Source organism: Chryseobacterium sp. B21-037, from assembly GCF_028570785.1.
Taxonomy (GTDB): Bacteria; Bacteroidota; Bacteroidia; order Flavobacteriales; family Weeksellaceae; genus Chryseobacterium; species Chryseobacterium proteolyticum.
This window is the reverse complement of record NZ_JALGCB010000001.1, coordinates 3708727-3727089: the sequence shown is the minus strand read 5'-3', so window position 1 is coordinate 3727089 and position 18363 is coordinate 3708727. Positions and strand designations below refer to the sequence as shown.

The window sequence follows — 18363 nt, the reverse complement described above, 5'->3', positions numbered from 1 at the left end:
AACTAAAAATTAGAAGTATAAATGGCTTCAAACAAAATACAATTTAGAAGTATTCATGAACTTAAAGACCCGGCTTTAAATAATAAGCTGGCTCAAAAAGAGTTTCAGGAAGAAATTCCGGTAGAAGATTTCCTTGGAGATGCTGAACAGAACGGATCAAGTACTTCAAGAAGAGATTTCTTAAAATTATTAGGATTTTCTACTGCAGCAGTAACACTTGCTGCTTGTGAAGCTCCGGTAATTAAAACGATTCCTTACGTGGTAAAACCTCATGATATCATTCCTGGGGTTCCTAACTACTACGCTTCAACATATTTTGATGGTTTCGATTTCGCTAGTGTTTTAGTAAAGACACGTGAAGGACGACCTATTAAAATTGATCCAAACCCGGCTGCAGGAGAATTAGGTAAAACGAATGCAAGAGCTCAGGCAAGTGTACTTTCTCTTTATGATAATGATAAAGTAAAACAACCTAAGCTTGACGGTAAAGACGAAACTTTCGATAAAGTAGATGATTTTGTTTTTAAAGGTTTGGCAGAAGCACAGTCAGCAGGCAAAAAGATTGTTCTTTTATCTCAGTCTTTTGCTTCACCAACTTTCAAAAAGTTGTTCGCTGAATTCAAAGCTAAATATCCTACAGCAGAACTTGTAACTTATGATGCTTTCCCTTACTCCGCAGCATTAGATGCAGCACAGGAAGTATTCGGACAAAGAGCATTACCGGTTTACGATCTTAAAGGTTCTGAATTAGTAGTTTCTTTCCAGGCTGATTTCTTAGGAGATTACAATGCCTCAAGTTTAGAAACTTCTTATGCAGAAGCAAGAAAACCGGGAGCAAACATGTTGAGACACATTCAGGTGGAATCCAACATGTCTCTTACAGGTGCAAATGCTGACTCAAGATACAGACTAAAGCCTAGTGCAGTAAATAAAACATTAGTTGAAGTTTACAATGCAATCGTAGGTGGGGGTGCTGCTTCTGATAAAATTGCTGCTGAGATCGTAAAAGAACTTCAGACAAAAGGAAGCAAAGCTGTCGTATTTGCGGACGGATCTAAAGGTGCACAGGTTTTAGCACACTTAATTAACCAAAAATTAGGTTCGGTTGCCTTCACCGGTAAAGCGAACTTCTTAAAAGAATTTGATAAAGCAAGATACCAGGAATTCTTAGGATGGGTAAATGCAGGACAGGTTGGAGTATTGATTACAAACAATGTAGATCCTATCTATTCTCATCCAAAAGGAGAAGATTTCAAAAAATCTTTAACAAAAGTTCCTTACGTAATTGCTGTTGCAGATAAGAAAAATGAAATGTATAAAGCAGCGAAAGCTGTTATTCCGGTAGCCAACTGGTTAGAGTCTTGGGGAGATATGGAGCCTCAGACAGGAGTTTATACATTAATGCAGCCTACTATCCAGAAAATTTACAAATCAAGACAGATTGAAGAATCATTATTGGTTTGGAAAAATGGTAAGAACAATGCTGCCAATAACTACTATGATTACTTAAAAGCTAGTGCTTCTTCTATATTAGGAGGTACCTCTTTCAACAAAGCTTTGTATAACGGTATCGTTCCTTCCAGTAATGCAACGACATTATCTTATGCAGGAGGAAATGCTGCTCAGGCACTTGCTGAATTAGGTAACTTTAAAGCTTCCGATCTTGAATTAGTACTTTATACTAAGACTTCTATCGGAGATGGTACTCAGGCTAACAACCCTTGGCTACAAGAATTACCGGATCCGTTAACAAGAATGTCTTGGGATAACTACTTAACTATTTCTCCTAAAGATGCAGACAGATTAGGTATAAAAAATGATCTGAATGCCAGAATGCAGTTGGATGGTTCTATTGTAAACCTTACGGTAAACGGAGTTGTAATAAAAGATGTTCCTGTATTCATTCAACCAGGTCAGGCAGACGGATCAGTAGGTTTAGCACTTGGATATGGTAAAAAGAATTCCGGAGCAACGGCTGATACAGGAGTAAATGCTTATCCTTTATTTGACGGTTCTAATTTAGTTGTTTCTAATGCTAAAATAGAAAAAACAGGTGAAGAGCATGAGTTTGCTGGTATCCAGCTTCAAAACACCCTAATGGGTCGTTATGAAATCGCTAAAGAAGTTCCTTTAACAGAATATCTGAATGTCGCTTTTGATGACGAGCACAAAGGATGGAACAAGCCTTTGGAATACCACACGATCAGTGGAGCTCTTCCAGCAAGAAAAATAGACCTTTGGGACGCTTTCGATGACACTGATGGACCTCACTTCAATTTATCTATTGACTTAAACTCTTGTACTGGTTGTGGAGCATGTATCATTGCTTGCCAGGCAGAAAACAACGTTCCTGTTGTAGGTAAAGAAGAGATCAGAATGTCCAGAGATATGTACTGGTTAAGAATCGATCGTTACTATTCTGCTAAAGAAAAGATCGAAACTAAAGAAGGTATTGAAAGAGGATTAAATGTTCCTAATCTATATGACATCCTAATCGAACCGAATGAAAGTCCGGATGTGATTTTCCAACCGGTAATGTGTCAGCACTGTAACCACGCTCCATGTGAAACAGTATGTCCGGTAGCGGCTACTTCTCATGGTAAGCAAGGTCAAAACCATATGGCTTACAACAGATGTATTGGTACAAGATATTGTGCAAACAACTGTCCATATAAAGTAAGACGTTTCAACTGGTTTACATATAACCTGAACGATCGTTTCGATTTCAACATGAATAACGATCTTGGAAGAATGGTACTAAACCCGGACGTTGTGGTAAGAACAAGAGGGGTTATGGAGAAATGTTCAATGTGTATCCAGCAGACTCAGGCTACAATCTTAACTGCGAAAAGAGAGAACAGAAAAGTAACAGACAACGAGTTCAAAAACTCTGCTGCTTGTGCTGCTGCTTGTTCTACCGGAGCAATGACGTTTGGAGACATGAACGATAAAGAATCTGAAGTAAGAGAATTATACTCAAGCAACAGAAGATATTATTTACTGGAAGAGATCGGAACCAAGCCAAATGTGTTCTATCACACTAAAGTAAGAAACAGAGTAGAAAAATAAAGTTTAAATAATAAATAGGTAAAAAATGTCAGGACATTACGAAGCTCCGATAAGGGAACCTCTAATTATTGGTCACAAAACTTATCACGATATCACAGAAGATATTGCACGACCTATCGAAGAAAGAGCAGGTAAATTATGGTGGATATCACTATATGCAGCACTAGTTCTATTCATCTATGGATTCGGGTGTATCGCTTATACTATCGGAACAGGTATTGGAGCATGGGGGCTTAACAGAACTATTAACTGGGGTTGGGATATCACCAACTTCGTATGGTGGGTAGGTATTGGTCACGCCGGAACCCTAATCTCAGCGGTATTATTATTATTTAGACAGCGTTGGAGAATGTCTGTAAACCGTTCAGCTGAAGCGATGACGATCTTCGCTGTTGTACAGGCAGCTATCTTCCCTGTAATCCACATGGGTAGAGTTTGGGTAGGATATTGGGTATTCCCTCTTCCAAACCAATTCGGTTCTCTTTGGGGGAACTTTAACTCTCCTCTACTTTGGGACGTATTTGCGATCTCTACGTATTTCTCAGTATCTACAGTTTTCTGGTTCATGGGATTGATCCCTGACTTTGCAATGATCAGAGATAGAGCTAAAACTCCTTGGACTAGAAAAATCTATACATTCCTAGCATTCGGTTGGGGTGGTAAAGCAAAACACTGGCAAAGATTTGAAGAATTATCTTTGGTTTTAGCAGGTTTGGCAACTCCACTTGTATTCTCAGTACACACTACCGTATCCTTTGACTTCGCAACTTCAGTTATTAAAGGATGGCACTCTACGATCTATCCTCCGTACTTCGTTGCCGGTGCGATTTTCTCAGGATTTGCAATGGTACAAACACTATTGTTAATTGCCAGAAAAGTTTGTCACCTTGAAGATTACATCACTATGTATCACATTGAAATTATGAACATCGTAATTGTGGTAACAGGTGGTATGGTAACTGTAGCTTACGCAACTGAATATTTCATAGGATGGTACTCAGGATCAAGATTTGAAGATTTTACGTATCTTTCTCCAGGTGCAGCAACAGGTCCTTATTGGTGGGCTTTCTGGTCACTAATTATCTGTAACCTTGTTATTCCGGCTTCTTTCTGGTTCAAAAGAGCAAGAACGAACATTATCTGGACTTTCATTGTAGCACTAATTATCAACATCGGTATGTGGTTTGAGCGTTTCGATATCATCGTAATCAACCTTTCAAGAGATTACTTGCCAGGTTCATGGACGATGTTTAAACCAACCATTATTGACGTAGGTGTATATTTAGGAACAATCGGATTCTTCTCTGTACTATTCTTATTATACGCAAGAACATTCCCTGTAATTGCACAGGCTGAATTAAAATCGATTTTGAAAATCTCAGGTGAAACTTATAAAGCAAAAGAAGGAGATGAGCACCACTAAAATTGTATACGGACTTTATGCTGATGACGACGATTTAATGAACGGCGTTAAAGCATTCAACGATAAAGGAATAAAAATCAACGAGGTTTATACTCCATTTCCGGTTCACGGACTAGATAAAGCTTTAGGTCTGAAGAAGACAAGAATTTCTGATGCTGCTTTTATCTATGCTTGTTATGGTGTTACGATCGGTGCAACTGTAACCTGGTATGTAATGAATCATGACTGGCCTCAGAATATCGGTGGTAAACCAGCTTTTGACTGGGGACACAACATGCCGGCATTCGTAGTTCCGATGTTTGAATTAATGGTATTCTGTGCTGCTCACATGATGTCACTTACTTTCTTGGTAAGAAACAAGATGTATCCTGGAGCTCCGGCACAAAATCCGGATCCGAGAACTACAGATGACAAATTCATGATGGAATTTGTAACTGAAGATGTAGAATCTGTAAAACAGCTACTTATTGAGACTGGAGTTGAAGAAATAACTGTTAAAGACGCTTAAAATGAAAAAGAATGTATTAAGAATTACTGCAATCTTAGGTTTAACAACAGTTTTACTTAATTCTTGCGGACCGAAAGAAAATGCACCTCTGGTATATTTCCCGGATATGTATTTCCCGGTAGCATATGATCCATTGATGAAGGCTAAAGATGCTTATTCAGATCATGACAATGAAATTCCAGCGTTTGTTAAAAATAGCTATGCAACAGGACTTGCTCCAGTAGAAGGGAGTGTTGCTCAAAATAAAGACGGAATTTTTGAAGAAGGATTACTTCCTAAAAATGCAGATGAATATAATGCAGGATATGATGCATCAAAAAAGTTGACGACTTCTCCTCTAAATCCAGCTAATGCAGCTAAAGATATAGAAAGAGGAAAAATGTTGTTCGACCATACTTGTGCGGCATGTCACGGAACAGGAGGTGATGGACAAGGACCAATCGTACAAAGCGGTGCTTTCTCAGGTGTACCTAACTATGCTGATAGAGAAATTACTGTGGGATCTGTTCATTATGTATTAACAAACGGTAGAAATGCGATGGGGTCTTATGCAGGACAATTGAATGCAGGAGACAGATGGAGAGTAGCAATGTATGTGATGAGTGCTTTCAAAAAAGGAGCAGCAGCACCTGCGGCAGCTACAGCTACAGCAGCGGCACCAGCAACTGAAACGACTACCGAAACTAAAAAATAAGAAAAGAAATGTATACTTTTTCACCAAAATTAAAATCAATTTCTATAATACTGCTTGTTGTAGGTTTAGTTCTATTTGGTATTGGTTTTTTCTTGAATAAAGGAATCAGCACAGAGAAAATTGAACAGATGATGGAAGCTGTTCATGCTTCAGGTCACAATGCTCCTACACATTCAAGTGAAATGGTAGGACCTCAGGACCACGCTGCCCATTTGGAACACGCAGAATTGCAGGTTCACAACCAGCCGTTGGCATCACTACACTTTGTAGCTGTATTTTTCTTCGGAGTAAGTTGTGCAGTATTATTTTTCTACTGTATTCAGCATGCAGCTCACGCAGGTTGGCCAATTATCATTACAAGAGTAATGGAAGCTATTGCTTCTTATATTCCATACGGGGGAGCTATTTTGATCATCCTTATGCTATTAAACATTTCTCACAATGGTCACCTTTTCCATTGGATGGATCCGGAGTTAACAAACCCTGATTCTCCGCACTTTGATGTGATCTTATTCGAGAAAAAAAGATTCTTAAATATCCCTTTCTATGCATTCAGAACGTTCTTGTATGTAATCGGAGCATCATTCTTCGCATGGAAATTAAAAGCTGTTTCAAAGAAAGTAGATGAAACTAAATCAAGAATCGACTACCAAATGCTTTACAGATGGGCAGTAGGATATATTGTATTCTTTGGATTCTGTTCAGCTGCATGGGCTTGGGATTGGTTGATGTCTATTGACCCTCACTGGTATTCTACAATGTATATCTGGTATTCTATGGTTAGCTGCCTGTCTAGTGGTATTGCAGTAATCATCCTAATCAGTGTATACCTTAAGAAGAACGGTTTCTTACCACAGTTCAATGATAACCACTTACACGATCTTGGAGTATTCCTTTTCGCAACAAGTATGCTTTGGACATATACATGGTTTGCACAGTTCATGCTTTACTGGTATGCCAACGTACCGGAAGAGGTTAATTACTTCTTTGGAAGATTCCAACACTACTCACCTACTTTCCTTCCAATGTTGATCATTAACTTCTTATTACCTTTATTGGTATTAGTAAGCAGCAGTATCAAGAGAAACTATAAAGTAGTTACTACAATGGCAGTAGTTGTAATCCTTGGACACATTCTAGATTACTTCAATATGGTAATGCCGGGAACAGTAGGACCATACTGGAATACTCCTGAAGTATTCATCCTGATCTTAGGATCTATCCTATTCATTGTTGGGTTATTTATGTTTACTGTAATGACTGCATTATCTAAACTTAAATTGATTCCTACAGGAAACCCATTCTTACATGAATCTGAAATTTATGAGTATCCTTTCTAAGGACTTGTAACAAAATAAAAACTATAAAAGACTGATTATTAAATAATCAGTCTTTTTTTATGATTATAATTGATGTATCAGGCAACTATTTTCAAAATCCGGTGTCTTTATATATGAATACAAACCATTAAACAGCTTTTATTATGAAGGAAAATTATGTATTACAGATCATATTCCTGCTCATCTTTAGTTTCATGCATTCACAGACGATAACTTTTGTTTCTGAAAAGGACAATAGACCCTTGCCAAAAGTATCTGTCTTTGGAAAAGATGGAAGCATCCTAGCCTATTCAGATATTGATGGTAAAATAGACAAAAAAGCATTGGATCCCTCTCAGGAAAAATTTCAATTGGTTTACGACAATTTTTCCGTAGCAACACTATCCTACACAGAAATTGACCACGACATTATAAAACTCAATGATCGGATAAAGGAAATTGAGACAGTCGTGATCAAAAATAATAAACCGGCTAAATACATTTTCATCAAAGGAAATTTCAACTCTTATGTTACGGTTAATAATAAGCTTAATGCATATGCGGATGGAATAATTACCTATATTTTTGACAATAAAAGTAAAAAGCTGAAAAGTACAAATGTTCAGCAGTACAGAATCTATCGTCTGGAAGATCCTAAAAATGAAAAAAAACAAACTTCATCATGGGATTATGGGAACTCGCTGAATCTTCCTAAGCTTAAGCACTTGGGAAATCCAGAAGATTATAAAACAAAAATTACTGAAATAAAAGAATTAAAAGGAGACAGGAAAGACCAGATCGAAATTTCCGGCGGTGTTTTACAGGAGAAAGAATTCGCATTTCTTGGATTCCGGTTTTATGATATCAGGACAATCCTTAATCTCACATTTGAAAAGGGATCATCAAAAGGTTTAAGAGATTTTCTAGAATACAATGAGCGCACCTTTGTTAAATTAAAACATAAAAGTGAGCCAGATTACAATCAAATCATAGTGTATTCTAATTTCTATCCAACCGAATTCAGCTTCGAAAATGATAACGATACCAATAAAGTAAGATTTGATAAAGATAACAGCAATTACAAAATATCTTTTTGGCAGGACGCCTCATTTCCAAATATGCAAAGCATTTTCAGCTCATTCTTTAAAGGAGATCTAAAAGAACAGCCTAACAAATACAACCCATAGAACAGGATGATTTGATACTACAATCAGCTAAAATGAAGAAGAAATAAAAAATAAAAATTTCTATTCATAAAGGTTTTACTAAATTTGTATCAAACTCAATTAAAATGAAAAAGTTTTCTCTTCTACTTATTTTTAGTTTATTGCTTTTTACAGCATGCAAGAAAGATCATGTAGATGCTACGAGTACAAAAACTTTACAGTCAAGTATCAATGACATGGCTTCAAGTCTGTCTACCATTAAACAAATCAAGTTTAATGAGGCGCTTTATATCCTTAAAACCTTTGGTGTAGATGCTGATGGTGACATCAATGAGGTAAAAGCTCTTGGTAAGTTGATCGACGGAAAAAAAGTTCCTGAAATTATGGCAATGGCAGATGAAGTTGCTCAAAAAAATAATATCGAATGGGCAAGTACCGCTCCTCCGTCATTAGGAGAAATGAATATCTTCGGTGACGAAAAAGCAAAAGAGACAGATCCCAATGATGTAAAAGCAAATTCATTAAGTATTATAACGAGACCATCAGCTGACGATGGAAACGGAGCCACTGCTATACAAATTATCCCAAAGCTTGTGGATAACGCCGGTAATCCTGTTACTTTTACAGGAGCTGGATTAGAAACAACCCTGGAAGTTTTCAGTAATGGAGTAAAGCTCTCTACCGCTAAAAATCTAATGACTGATAACAACTTTAAAGGTTTCAATTTAAAGTTTTCATCTCTTCTCGCTTCAAAAGTTGTGGACAATAAAATAGATATCACGGTGTCTGTTAAGACAACTGCAAAAACATTCAAAATGTCTAAAATAGGACTTGAAGTTAACCCTTCAGCTTTGAAAGTTCCGGCTCCTCCTAAAACAGATTCTACAGTAGTAAATCAGGATCCTAATGCTGTAATTGATCCAAATAATCCTACAGGAACAGCACCTGTTTCTACAGATCCGTCTGCATCAACATCTCCGGCAACTCCTAAACAACCTGCTGCAGATCCAAAAAATACAGTAAGTAAATTCCTAAATAATGTAAGTTCGCAAAATCTTAAAGCTGCTTTTGATGCTTCAAACAATCCAAGTTGGGGAAGCTATGAATCATTTTCAAATCCTACTTCCGGATTTGGATCTGTAAAAAATGTAAGTGTAAAAAACATTACAACCAATGCTACAAACGCAAACAGCTCTAGTGTGAATGCAACTTATGATGTTACCGATAAGAATGGAAAAACCACTTCTCTAAAAGTAACTTTCGGACTTAAAAATGTAAATGGTGACTGGAAAATTTCCAGCTACAAAATAAACCCATAAATGGCCTCAAAGGAATTAATTAAGCAACTGGAAAATACCATTGAAAATGTTCCTGACTTTCCTATTCCGGGAATACAGTTTAAAGACATTTCACCAATTTTTCTAAATCCAAAGTTATATGAAGACGTTATTGAAGATCTTGTGAAATTCAGTAAAGGAAAAATAGATGCTGTTTGTGGAATTGAAAGCCGTGGTTATCTTTTTGGGATTGCTATTGCTGTAGCCCTTGAAGTTCCATTTATCCTGATCAGGAAAAAGGGAAAGCTACCCCCTCCTATTGTTTCTGAAAAATATGATCTGGAATATGGAAGTGCAGAGATTGAAACCCGTGAAGGTCAGATCAAAAAAGGACAGCGAGTCCTCATCCATGATGATTTGCTTGCAACAGGTGGTACAACAGAAGCAGCAGCAAAATTGGTAGAGAAACAAAGTGCAACAGTAGCCCAGTTCAGCTTTTTATCTGTTTTGAAAGATTTAAAAGGCGATGAAAAACTACGTAAATTCAATGCGGAAATCTATCATATATTAGAATACTAAAATATCATACTGTCAGAATCAAAAACCTGTAATGGAAAACCTGAGAGCACATTTCGAAGAAATAATTGATTTGACTGATGATGAATTTGCTTACATTCTTTCTCACTTTACAATAAAAAAATTAAAAAAACATCAGTTCCTCATTCAAAAAGACGATTCTGTTAATCACACATATTGGGTGAAAAAAGGATTATTGAAAGCTTCCTATACTGATGAAAAAGAAAAGGAACACATTATACAGTTTGCGATGGAAAATTGGTGGATCACAGATTATCAAGCTTATTTCACCCATACAAAAGCCATATTTAACGTAGACTGCCTCGAAAATACAGAGCTCCTTTGTTTATCTTATGAAAACCGGGAAAAACTGTGTAAAGAAATGCAAAAAGTAGAGCATTTTTTCAGAAAAAAAGCCAACAGTGGATTTGTTGCTCTTCAAAAACGAATGATTTCGCTTTTATCCGATAATATAAAGGAGCGTTATGAAGTTCTCCTTGCACAATACCCTGATCTTTTTCAAAGGGTTTCGAAAACAATAATTGCCTCTTACATTGGAGTTTCAAGAGAATCCCTAAGTCGTCTGGGTTCTAAATAGTGAGATTCGTCACAAAATATTTGTGAGAATCATCCTTTTACATTTCGCCATATACATCCATTTTTGTATTAAAGTTTACTAAAAAATAGATGTTATTATGTACAAATTAAAAAAAATAGTTTTCTTATGTTTGTTTATAACAAACGTGGTGGCTTATAGTCAGGAAACAACCAGCAAAGTTCAGATGAGTATCTTTGCTGAAAATCCGCAACAATGGACCGGAATTGCCATTTCCAAAACTAATCGTGTTTTTGTCAATTTCCCAAGATGGTCTCCGGAAACACCGGTTTCTGTTGCAGAAATTATTGACGGGAAGACCATCCCTTTTCCTAATCCGCATTGGAACAATTGGACAGAAAATACATCAAACAATAATCAGTTTATTTGTGTTCAAAGTATGTATGTAGATAGTAAAGACTTACTTTGGGTTTTGGATACAGGCTATGAGCTTTTGACCGATACCACAAAAGGCGCCCGCCTATTTTGCTTTGATCTTAAAAATAATACCCTCATCCACAATTACTTTTTACCTGCCGAGAAAATAACAAGCAAAGCTTACTTAAATGATTTTAGAATAGACCATAAAAATCACATTGCTTATTTTACAGATTCACAGGTCGGTGGTATTGTCATGTTCGATCTAAACACCACCGAAGTACGAAGAGTTCTTGTCAATCATTACTCTACCTTAACCGAAGTAGATAAGATTATAATAGAAGGTTACGAAAGGAAACACCCGGTGCATTCGGACGGAATAGAACTTGATGCACCGAGCGGATATTTATATTTTTGCTCATTGATGGGTAAAAATGTCTACAGGATACCGGTTGCATATTTATTAGATAAAAATATTTCTGATACCGAATTGGGAACAAAGGTGGAAAAGTATGCGCAAACCGGAGCCAATGATGGGATTATATTCAACAAGAAAGGAGAACTTTTTCTAAGTAGTTTAGAGAAAAATGCAATCAGTAAAATAAATAAACAAGGTGTTTTTACCGAAATAATAAAAGATGAAGCTATAAAATGGCCTGATTCATTTGCTTTTGACAACCAAAGGAATCTCTACTTTACAACTTCTCAAATACACTTACCTAAAGAAAAAAAAAGCACTTACAAAATATTTAAATTGAAGTTTTAAAAACAAAGCCCAGAATCTTTTGACATTTAAGGCCACAAAAACTAATATTCATAATTTATATTTTGTAAATCATTCAGAAACAATTAAATTTGCAATTCAATTTTTAAGAATTTATGGCAAAACTTGCAAAGAATGCTCAGAAAGAGCAAGAAGGTAAAGAAACAGTGGAATTTTTTAAAGATCTTGACAGAGAGGCTTTGAATACAGAAAGATTCCTTGAAAAGTACTCAAAACCATTAGGTATTGTTTTTGGGGCTTTGATTTTAGGAGTTTTAGGATTTTTCGCCTATAAGCAATTTGTTGTTGCTCCTCAAAATGCCGAAGCAGTAAAGACATTCCTTGCCGCTCAGAAAAACCTTACCGAAGGTAAAGATAAAGAAGCTTTAGGAGGTAAATCTGCTGCTAATCCAGGTTTTATTGGAACTTATAATGATTTTTCTTCTACAGATATCGGTAAGCTTGCAGGATATAATGCCGGTTTGTTAAAATTCAAAGAAGGAAAATTTCAAGAAGCATATGATCTTTTGGATCAGTTTTCTTCTGATAATAAAACATTGATGGCTATGAAGTATGGTGCCATGGCTGATGCTAAATCCGGTCTTAATAAAAATGATGAAGCTTTAGCATTATTAGACAAGGCAGCAACAGCATCTTCAGATCCTTATACTTCTTACTACTTTACAAGAAAAGCAGGTATTGTTGCATTAGGATTAAAGAAAAATGCAGATGCAAAAAAATACTTCTCAACTATTGACGAGAAATATCAGGACTACGATAACGGAATGTCTGATTCTTATATTGAAATGACTAAATATTATTAAAAATGGCAACAGTTAATCTTTCCGATTACAAGCCACTTCATATAACCAATGCCGAAGATTTTTCTATCGGCATTGTTTTTTCTGAGTGGAATGACTTTGTAACTTACAATCTTCGTGATGCAGCTTTAGAAATCCTTGAAAAAGAAGGAGTAAAAACAGAAAATATAAAGTTGTTTTCGGTGCCGGGAGCCTTCGAGTTAAATTATGCAAGTATGCAGCTTTGCAAAGAAAGAAAATTCGATGCTGTGATTGCAATAGGATGTATTATCCGTGGAGAAACTCCACACTTCGACTTTGTATCTTCTGCGGTAGCCCAGGGAATTAAAGATTGTAATATTTTAACAGATACCCCAACCATCTTTTGTGTTCTTACCGATGACACCAAAGAGCAATCGATTGCGCGAAGCGGTGGAGATTTGGGAAATAAGGGCGTAGAAGCAGCCGTTACAGCCTTAAGAATGATAGATTTCAAAAAGAATTTATCAGATAAAAAAGGGAACATTGGCTTTGGCCATTCTTAGCATATCTCTTTTCTTAGAGAATATAAAGGGACATCAAATGATAGTCCCTTTTTCTGTACCTAGGTTTAGGGACCAATTTGAGGCTACAGCTTATAGAGAATTCAACTTAAGAATAATTTAATTTATTATAAAAAATACAACAAACTACCTGTTTTTATTTTTTCTCTTGAAAAACTGTGCATAAAAACTATCTTTGTAAAAGTTAACATATATCTAATCTGAATGTATTCGCAAAAAATAAAACCATTTTTATACTTAGGATTCTTTTATCTTATCGTATCACTGATCATTAGGATAGTGTTTTTTTTCCATCCAATAACTACAGCAAGCTTTGGCTTTTTTGAAGTCCTTAAAGTTTTAGTAGTTGGTGTGGCTAATGATGTTTTTGTGTTTATACTGGCTAGTACATTTCTGGCGCTTTACTTTTTATTTCTTTCAGATTCAAAATACAAAAATCCTTACGGACAAATCATATTGGGAGCTTTAGTGCTCCTTTTTTTCTACATACTTTTTATTCCTAATAATATTTTCAAACAATATGGCGGTTCTATAGCAGAAATTACACTTGCTTTTATTGGAGTAAAGATCCTTTGCTTTGCATTAATGCTTTTTTTTCCTTCCAAAAGGATTAAAATCAGAAATATCCTCTATTTTATCACATTATTTATATATGTACTGCTCATCATATTTAATGCAGTAAGTGAATATTTCTTTTATAATGAATTTGGATTACGATATAATTTTATTGCCGTAGATTATCTCATATATACTAATGAAGTGATCGGAAATATAATGGAAAGCTACCCTGTCCTTCCTCTCTTTCTGATTATTTTTGCACTTACATCTGCAGTTACATGGTTTATCTTTAAAAAGACCAAAGATGAACTTAAGGAGCTTCCTGACTTCAAGCAAAAACTGGTTTTATTAGCGTCTTTCATAATACTTGCCGGAATCAGCTTATTCTCTCTTACATTCACAACCCAAATCAAATCCTCAAATGTATTTGCAGAAGAAATCGAAGCCAATGGTTTCCCGAAATTTTACTGGGCATTTACCCATAATGAATTGGATTACTTTCAGTTTTATCCGCATATAGATCAAAAAACAGCAGAACATAATTTTTTAAGCCAATACCCTGAACCTGCCCTTACAAGAAATATTACATCCGACCAACCGGAACTTAAAAAGAACGTGGTTCTTATATCCATCGAAAGCTTATCTGCAGATTTTATGCAGCATTATGGAAATGATCAGAAAATAACTCCTTTCCTGGATAGTCTGGCTGACCGATCCATGATGTTTACCAATTTGTATGCAACAGGAAACAGAACAGTTCGGGGCCTCGAAGCCTTAACCCTTTGTATCCCGCCAACAGCCGGAGAAAGCATCATAAAAAGAGAAAATAATAAAAACAAATTTACAACAGGAAATATCTTTAAATCAAAAGGATATGATGTAAAATTCCTGTATGGAGGCTACAGCTATTTTGATAATATGCAGGATTTCTTTGCCGGAAATGGATACGGAATTGTTGACAGAAATAATTTCAAGCCGGAAGAAATAACCTTTGCCAACGTTTGGGGAGTCGCTGATGAAGATATGGCGAAAAAAGCCATTCAGGTAATGAATGCAGAGTCAAAATCCGGAAAACCATTTTTTAACCATTGGATGACTGTTTCCAATCACAGACCTTTCACTTATCCGGGCGGAAGAATAGATATCCCCGGAGATGCAAAATCAAGAGAAGGAGGTGTAAAATATACAGATTACTCCCTTCGCAAGTTTTTCGAGATGGCAAAAAAACAAGATTGGTACAAAAACACCGTTTTCGTTATTGTAGCTGACCACTGTGCTTCAAGTGCAGGAAGTACGGAATTACCTATGGACAAATACAGAATTCCCGCAATGGTTTTTTCAGAAGATTTTATCCAGCCTGTAAAATTTGATAAGCTTATGTCACAAATAGATCTTATGCCAACTGTTTTGGGATTACTCAACTTCAGCTATCAATCGAAGTTCCTGGGCCAGGATGTTCTCAAAAAAGAATTTCAGCCTAAAGCATATATTGCCACTTATCAGGATCTGGGTTTTGTAAAAGACGGATATTTAACGGTAATTTCTCCTGTTAAAAAGATAAAGCAATATTCCCTTTCCCAAAAGAAGGATAAACTTACTCCGGAATTTAGCATTTATTATGATGAAAATCCTTTAAAAAAGCCGGATCAAAAAATTGTTGACGATGCAATTTCCGCCTATCAGTCGACTTCATATTGGCTAAAAACAAACCAGCTTAATCGCTAATGTATTGTAGATATCAATATAGTAAATACATAAGAGGATTTTATAGTCCTCTTATTTTATTTTCAGCATTAAATCTTTAAATTTACATACACAAAAAAATTACTATGAAATGGACAGACGATAGAGGAGGGAACGTTGAAGACCGCCGAGGTTCCGGAGGGAGCGGTGGTATGATCGTTGGAGGAGGATTAGGAACATTAATTATTGCAGCCATTGTTTTCTTCTTAGGCGGGGATCCTTCCAGCATATTAAGTTCAGGGAGCAACATGTCATCACCTACCCAAACAGAGCAAAGGGAGCTAAATGCCAATGAAAAGAAAATTGGAGAAATGGTAGATATGATGAGTGGCTGGAATAACCTTACATGGAATCAGATTTTCAAGGAAAATGGAATGACCTATACACCTCCGAAAATTGTTCTTTTCGAAGAAACAACACAATCAGGTTGTGGTACGGCTCAAGCAGCAATGGGACCATTCTATTGCCCCGCAGATCAGAAAGTATACATGGATATGAGCTTCTTTAACGAGTTGCAACAAAGGTTCGGTGCTAAAGTAACAGAATTTACTATAGCCTATGTACTTGCCCATGAAGTCGGGCACCACGTACAGACTTTGTTAGGAACCACTCAAAAAGTAGATGCACTGAGAAGAAGTGGAAGATATTCGGAAGCGGATATGAACAGAGTATCAGTCGCTACTGAATTGCAGGCCGATTTTTACGCAGGAGTCTGGGCGAAAAACATAGATCAGGAAAGGCATATTCTGGAACCGGGAGATATCGATTCTGCGATAGAAGCTGCTCAGGCTGTTGGTGACGACAATATTCAAAAAAGGTCCCAGGGATATGTTAATCAGGAAAGTTTTACTCATGGATCATCTGCCCAACGTAAGGAATGGTTTATGAAAGGTTATAATACCGGGGATATCAGACAAGGAGATACATTTAATCAACTTTTAAAGTAACAACTATACTCTAAAAAACAGCCTGAAGAAAATTCTTCAGGCTGTTTTTTTATTGCAGTTCGATTGGATTACTATTTTTCTTTGCATCGTCCTTAACTCTCTCCTCCATTCTTTTTCGGAAATCGGCAGGATTTCCACCTCCATTCCCTCTAGGTCCGGATATTCCTCCTCCAATTCTGGTTTGGGCAAAACCTCCTCCGCCCTGTGTCATGAACGATGCCGGATCTGCATAGAACTTTTTCTGCTGTTTGATATAATCTGCCCTTTTAACCTTAATGGTATTTCCAAACTGATTCATCGTAGGGAAAGCAGCGATTTTATAATTCTTCATCAAATCAAAAGAGTAATCACCAAGATCATCCTCTACTTTTATAATAAGGCCTGGAAGTCCGCTGAATTTATAAGGTCCATCCTGATATGGAAGATCTGTAGTAAACCAGGCTGTCCATTTTCTTCCCCCAAAATCGGTCTCTGCCTTTTGAACCTTATAGTCTCCTATTTTTGTGGTCTCAGATAATATTTTCCAGTTTAACGGCCTGTCCTCTTCATATGAATACATATCACGGCCTAACCGGTCTTTAAAATAGATCTTTTGATCCTTTTTATCTTTCTCAATTGTATAGTTGATATTACTCCGTAAGCTTTCCATTTGATCTCTGTTAAAGCCTCTCGCTCCACCACTTTGGAAAGTATTTTGTATAATAGAATCTCTTTTTATCCTGTTTTCTGAATAAAAAACAGATTTATCCTGTGAGATATCCAAATAAGCATTCTCTGTTTTTACATCATTTTTATTTGTAGCATCAGATTTCATAGTTACCTGATATACAAAACGGTTCACCTGTGCAAAGGTTATTTGCATACATAGTATTAAAACTATGATTCCTATTTTTTTCATTTATTTTATATTTTTATTGTAATTCGATCGGATTTTGGCTTCCTGTATTAAAGGATGTATTTCCAGAGCCGAAACTTTGTGCAGGAAGGTCACTGTTCCCCCCATTCATTCCGTCTCTTCCACCACCATTCATTCCTCCCTGATGTCTGCCTGCCTCAAAACCTTGCATACCACCGTTATTTCCTCCGTTTATACTTCTTTTGTTTTTACTAAGCTCCAATTCCAACGCCGCTTTATCTCCATGGAAATTGACCCTTGAAGTTTTTCTCGCATCAGAATCCATAGGCTCTTCAAAAGGGTTCTTTACAACAACTTTTTTTATGAGATCAAATTTATAATCTCCTTTATCATCTTCAAGCTTTACAATCAATCCTGGTAACCCCGAAAATTTATAAGGTCCATCAGAAACATTGATGTCTTTCGTAAACCACGCTGTCCAGGTTCTTCCAGCAAAGCTGGCAGTTGCCTTTTGTGACGAATAGCCATTCTGTTTTTCGACATCATTTGTTACATTCCATTGTATAGGTCTGTCCTCCTGATAATAAATCTGCTTCCCTCCTACTCTGTCGTAATAATATACTTTTTGATCCGGAATATCTTTAAGAATATAATAATCAAAAAAAGACTGTTCCCCCGATTTTCCTATTCCTAATTTTGAAAAATCTTTACCCTCTTTTTTATTACTTATCCTTTCATCCCGTTTAAAGTTTGACACAAGAGAGTCCCTTACTAATTTATGTTCACTTATGAATAACGATTGACTGCCTTTGATATCGAGGAAAGTCCTTTCAGTCTTCAGCCCTACCAGGTTAATTGAATCCGGATTTACAGCTGTTTCATAAATATAACGTGTCGTCTGTCCATAAGACATAGACAATAGAAACAACACAAAAAAGACCGGTAATTTATTTTTCATAATAGTTCTTTATAGATAAAAAATACTGTCTAAAGTTAAATCGGACCAGAATCACTAATTTTGCCGCAGAAAATTTATCCATTTTTAATAGCAGTGATCATATGTATAATGATCCTCTTGTGATTAGAATTATTAAAATAGATATCTTCAATTTGAGATTGCGGAAATTA

At 36.3% G+C, this 18363-nt stretch carries 16 protein-coding genes; 14 read left to right on the top strand and 2 right to left on the bottom strand.

All coding sequences use genetic code 11. The annotated features are described in order from the left end of the window. The first annotated feature begins 21 nt into the window (after positions 1-21). The 14 genes from MTQ00_RS16690 (at position 22) to ypfJ (ending at position 16379) form a co-directional block, all read left to right on the top strand. The gene (locus MTQ00_RS16690) at positions 22-3069 is read left to right on the top strand and encodes a TAT-variant-translocated molybdopterin oxidoreductase (protein WP_273650360.1); all 3048 of its coding nucleotides are present in this window, start codon (positions 22-24) and stop codon (positions 3067-3069) included. 25 nt (positions 3070-3094) lie between these two features. Continuing rightward, on the top strand, positions 3095-4492 hold the full coding sequence (gene nrfD / locus MTQ00_RS16685; RefSeq protein ID WP_172282012.1) for an NrfD/PsrC family molybdoenzyme membrane anchor subunit: 1398 nt from the start codon (positions 3095-3097) through the stop codon (positions 4490-4492). Beyond that, positions 4479-5000, top strand: coding sequence for a DUF3341 domain-containing protein (locus MTQ00_RS16680; protein ID WP_122546000.1), 522 nt, complete (start codon positions 4479-4481; stop codon positions 4998-5000). The genes nrfD and MTQ00_RS16680 overlap by 14 nt, the downstream gene beginning before the upstream one ends. 1 nt (position 5001) lies before the next feature. Then, positions 5002-5694 (top strand): c-type cytochrome, encoded by a 693-nt coding sequence (locus MTQ00_RS16675; protein ID WP_172282010.1) that lies wholly within the window; start codon positions 5002-5004, stop codon positions 5692-5694. 8 nt (positions 5695-5702) lie between these two features. Then, a complete protein-coding gene (locus MTQ00_RS16670) occupies positions 5703-7034 on the top strand; it encodes a quinol:cytochrome C oxidoreductase (protein ID WP_172282008.1) in 1332 nt (443 codons plus the stop codon). Between the two features lie 143 nt (positions 7035-7177). Next, a complete protein-coding gene (locus tag MTQ00_RS16665) occupies positions 7178-8200 on the top strand; it encodes a hypothetical protein (protein WP_273650359.1) in 1023 nt (340 codons plus the stop codon). 104 nt (positions 8201-8304) lie between these two features. Then, positions 8305-9498, top strand: a complete 1194-nt coding sequence (locus tag MTQ00_RS16660; RefSeq protein ID WP_172282004.1) for a hypothetical protein — start codon at positions 8305-8307, stop codon at positions 9496-9498. Then, entirely contained in the window at positions 9499-10035 is a 537-nt protein-coding gene (locus MTQ00_RS16655) for an adenine phosphoribosyltransferase (protein WP_273650358.1), read from the top strand. A gap of 31 nt (positions 10036-10066) precedes the next feature. Continuing rightward, positions 10067-10630 carry a Crp/Fnr family transcriptional regulator gene (locus MTQ00_RS16650; RefSeq protein WP_172282000.1) on the top strand — a complete coding sequence of 188 codons (564 nt, stop codon included), beginning with the start codon at positions 10067-10069 and terminating at the stop codon, positions 10628-10630. A 97-nt stretch (positions 10631-10727) separates the two neighbouring features. Beyond that, the gene (locus tag MTQ00_RS16645) at positions 10728-11771 is read left to right on the top strand and encodes an SMP-30/gluconolactonase/LRE family protein (protein ID WP_273650357.1); all 1044 of its coding nucleotides are present in this window, start codon (positions 10728-10730) and stop codon (positions 11769-11771) included. Positions 11772-11884: 113 nt separating this feature from the next. Further along, complete coding sequence (locus MTQ00_RS16640; RefSeq protein ID WP_172281996.1) at positions 11885-12592, top strand: tetratricopeptide repeat protein; 708 nt, start codon at positions 11885-11887, stop codon at positions 12590-12592. Between the two features lie 2 nt (positions 12593-12594). Further along, the gene (gene ribH, locus MTQ00_RS16635; protein WP_172281994.1) at positions 12595-13113 is read left to right on the top strand and encodes a 6,7-dimethyl-8-ribityllumazine synthase; all 519 of its coding nucleotides are present in this window, start codon (positions 12595-12597) and stop codon (positions 13111-13113) included. Between the two features lie 222 nt (positions 13114-13335). Then, positions 13336-15414, top strand: a complete 2079-nt coding sequence (locus MTQ00_RS16630) for an LTA synthase family protein (protein ID WP_273650356.1) — start codon at positions 13336-13338, stop codon at positions 15412-15414. A gap of 104 nt (positions 15415-15518) precedes the next feature. After that, positions 15519-16379, top strand: coding sequence for a KPN_02809 family neutral zinc metallopeptidase (gene ypfJ, locus MTQ00_RS16625; RefSeq protein ID WP_273650355.1), 861 nt, complete (start codon positions 15519-15521; stop codon positions 16377-16379). A gap of 49 nt (positions 16380-16428) precedes the next feature. Here ypfJ and MTQ00_RS16620 read toward each other — a convergent pair whose 3' ends face one another. Both MTQ00_RS16620 and MTQ00_RS16615 read right to left on the bottom strand, forming a co-directional pair. Next, positions 16429-17277, bottom strand: a complete 849-nt coding sequence (locus MTQ00_RS16620) for a GLPGLI family protein (RefSeq protein WP_273650354.1) — start codon at positions 17275-17277, stop codon at positions 16429-16431. Between the two features lie 13 nt (positions 17278-17290). Beyond that, positions 17291-18193 (bottom strand): GLPGLI family protein, encoded by a 903-nt coding sequence (locus tag MTQ00_RS16615; RefSeq protein ID WP_273650353.1) that lies wholly within the window; start codon positions 18191-18193, stop codon positions 17291-17293. Positions 18194-18363: the final 170 nt, after the last annotated feature.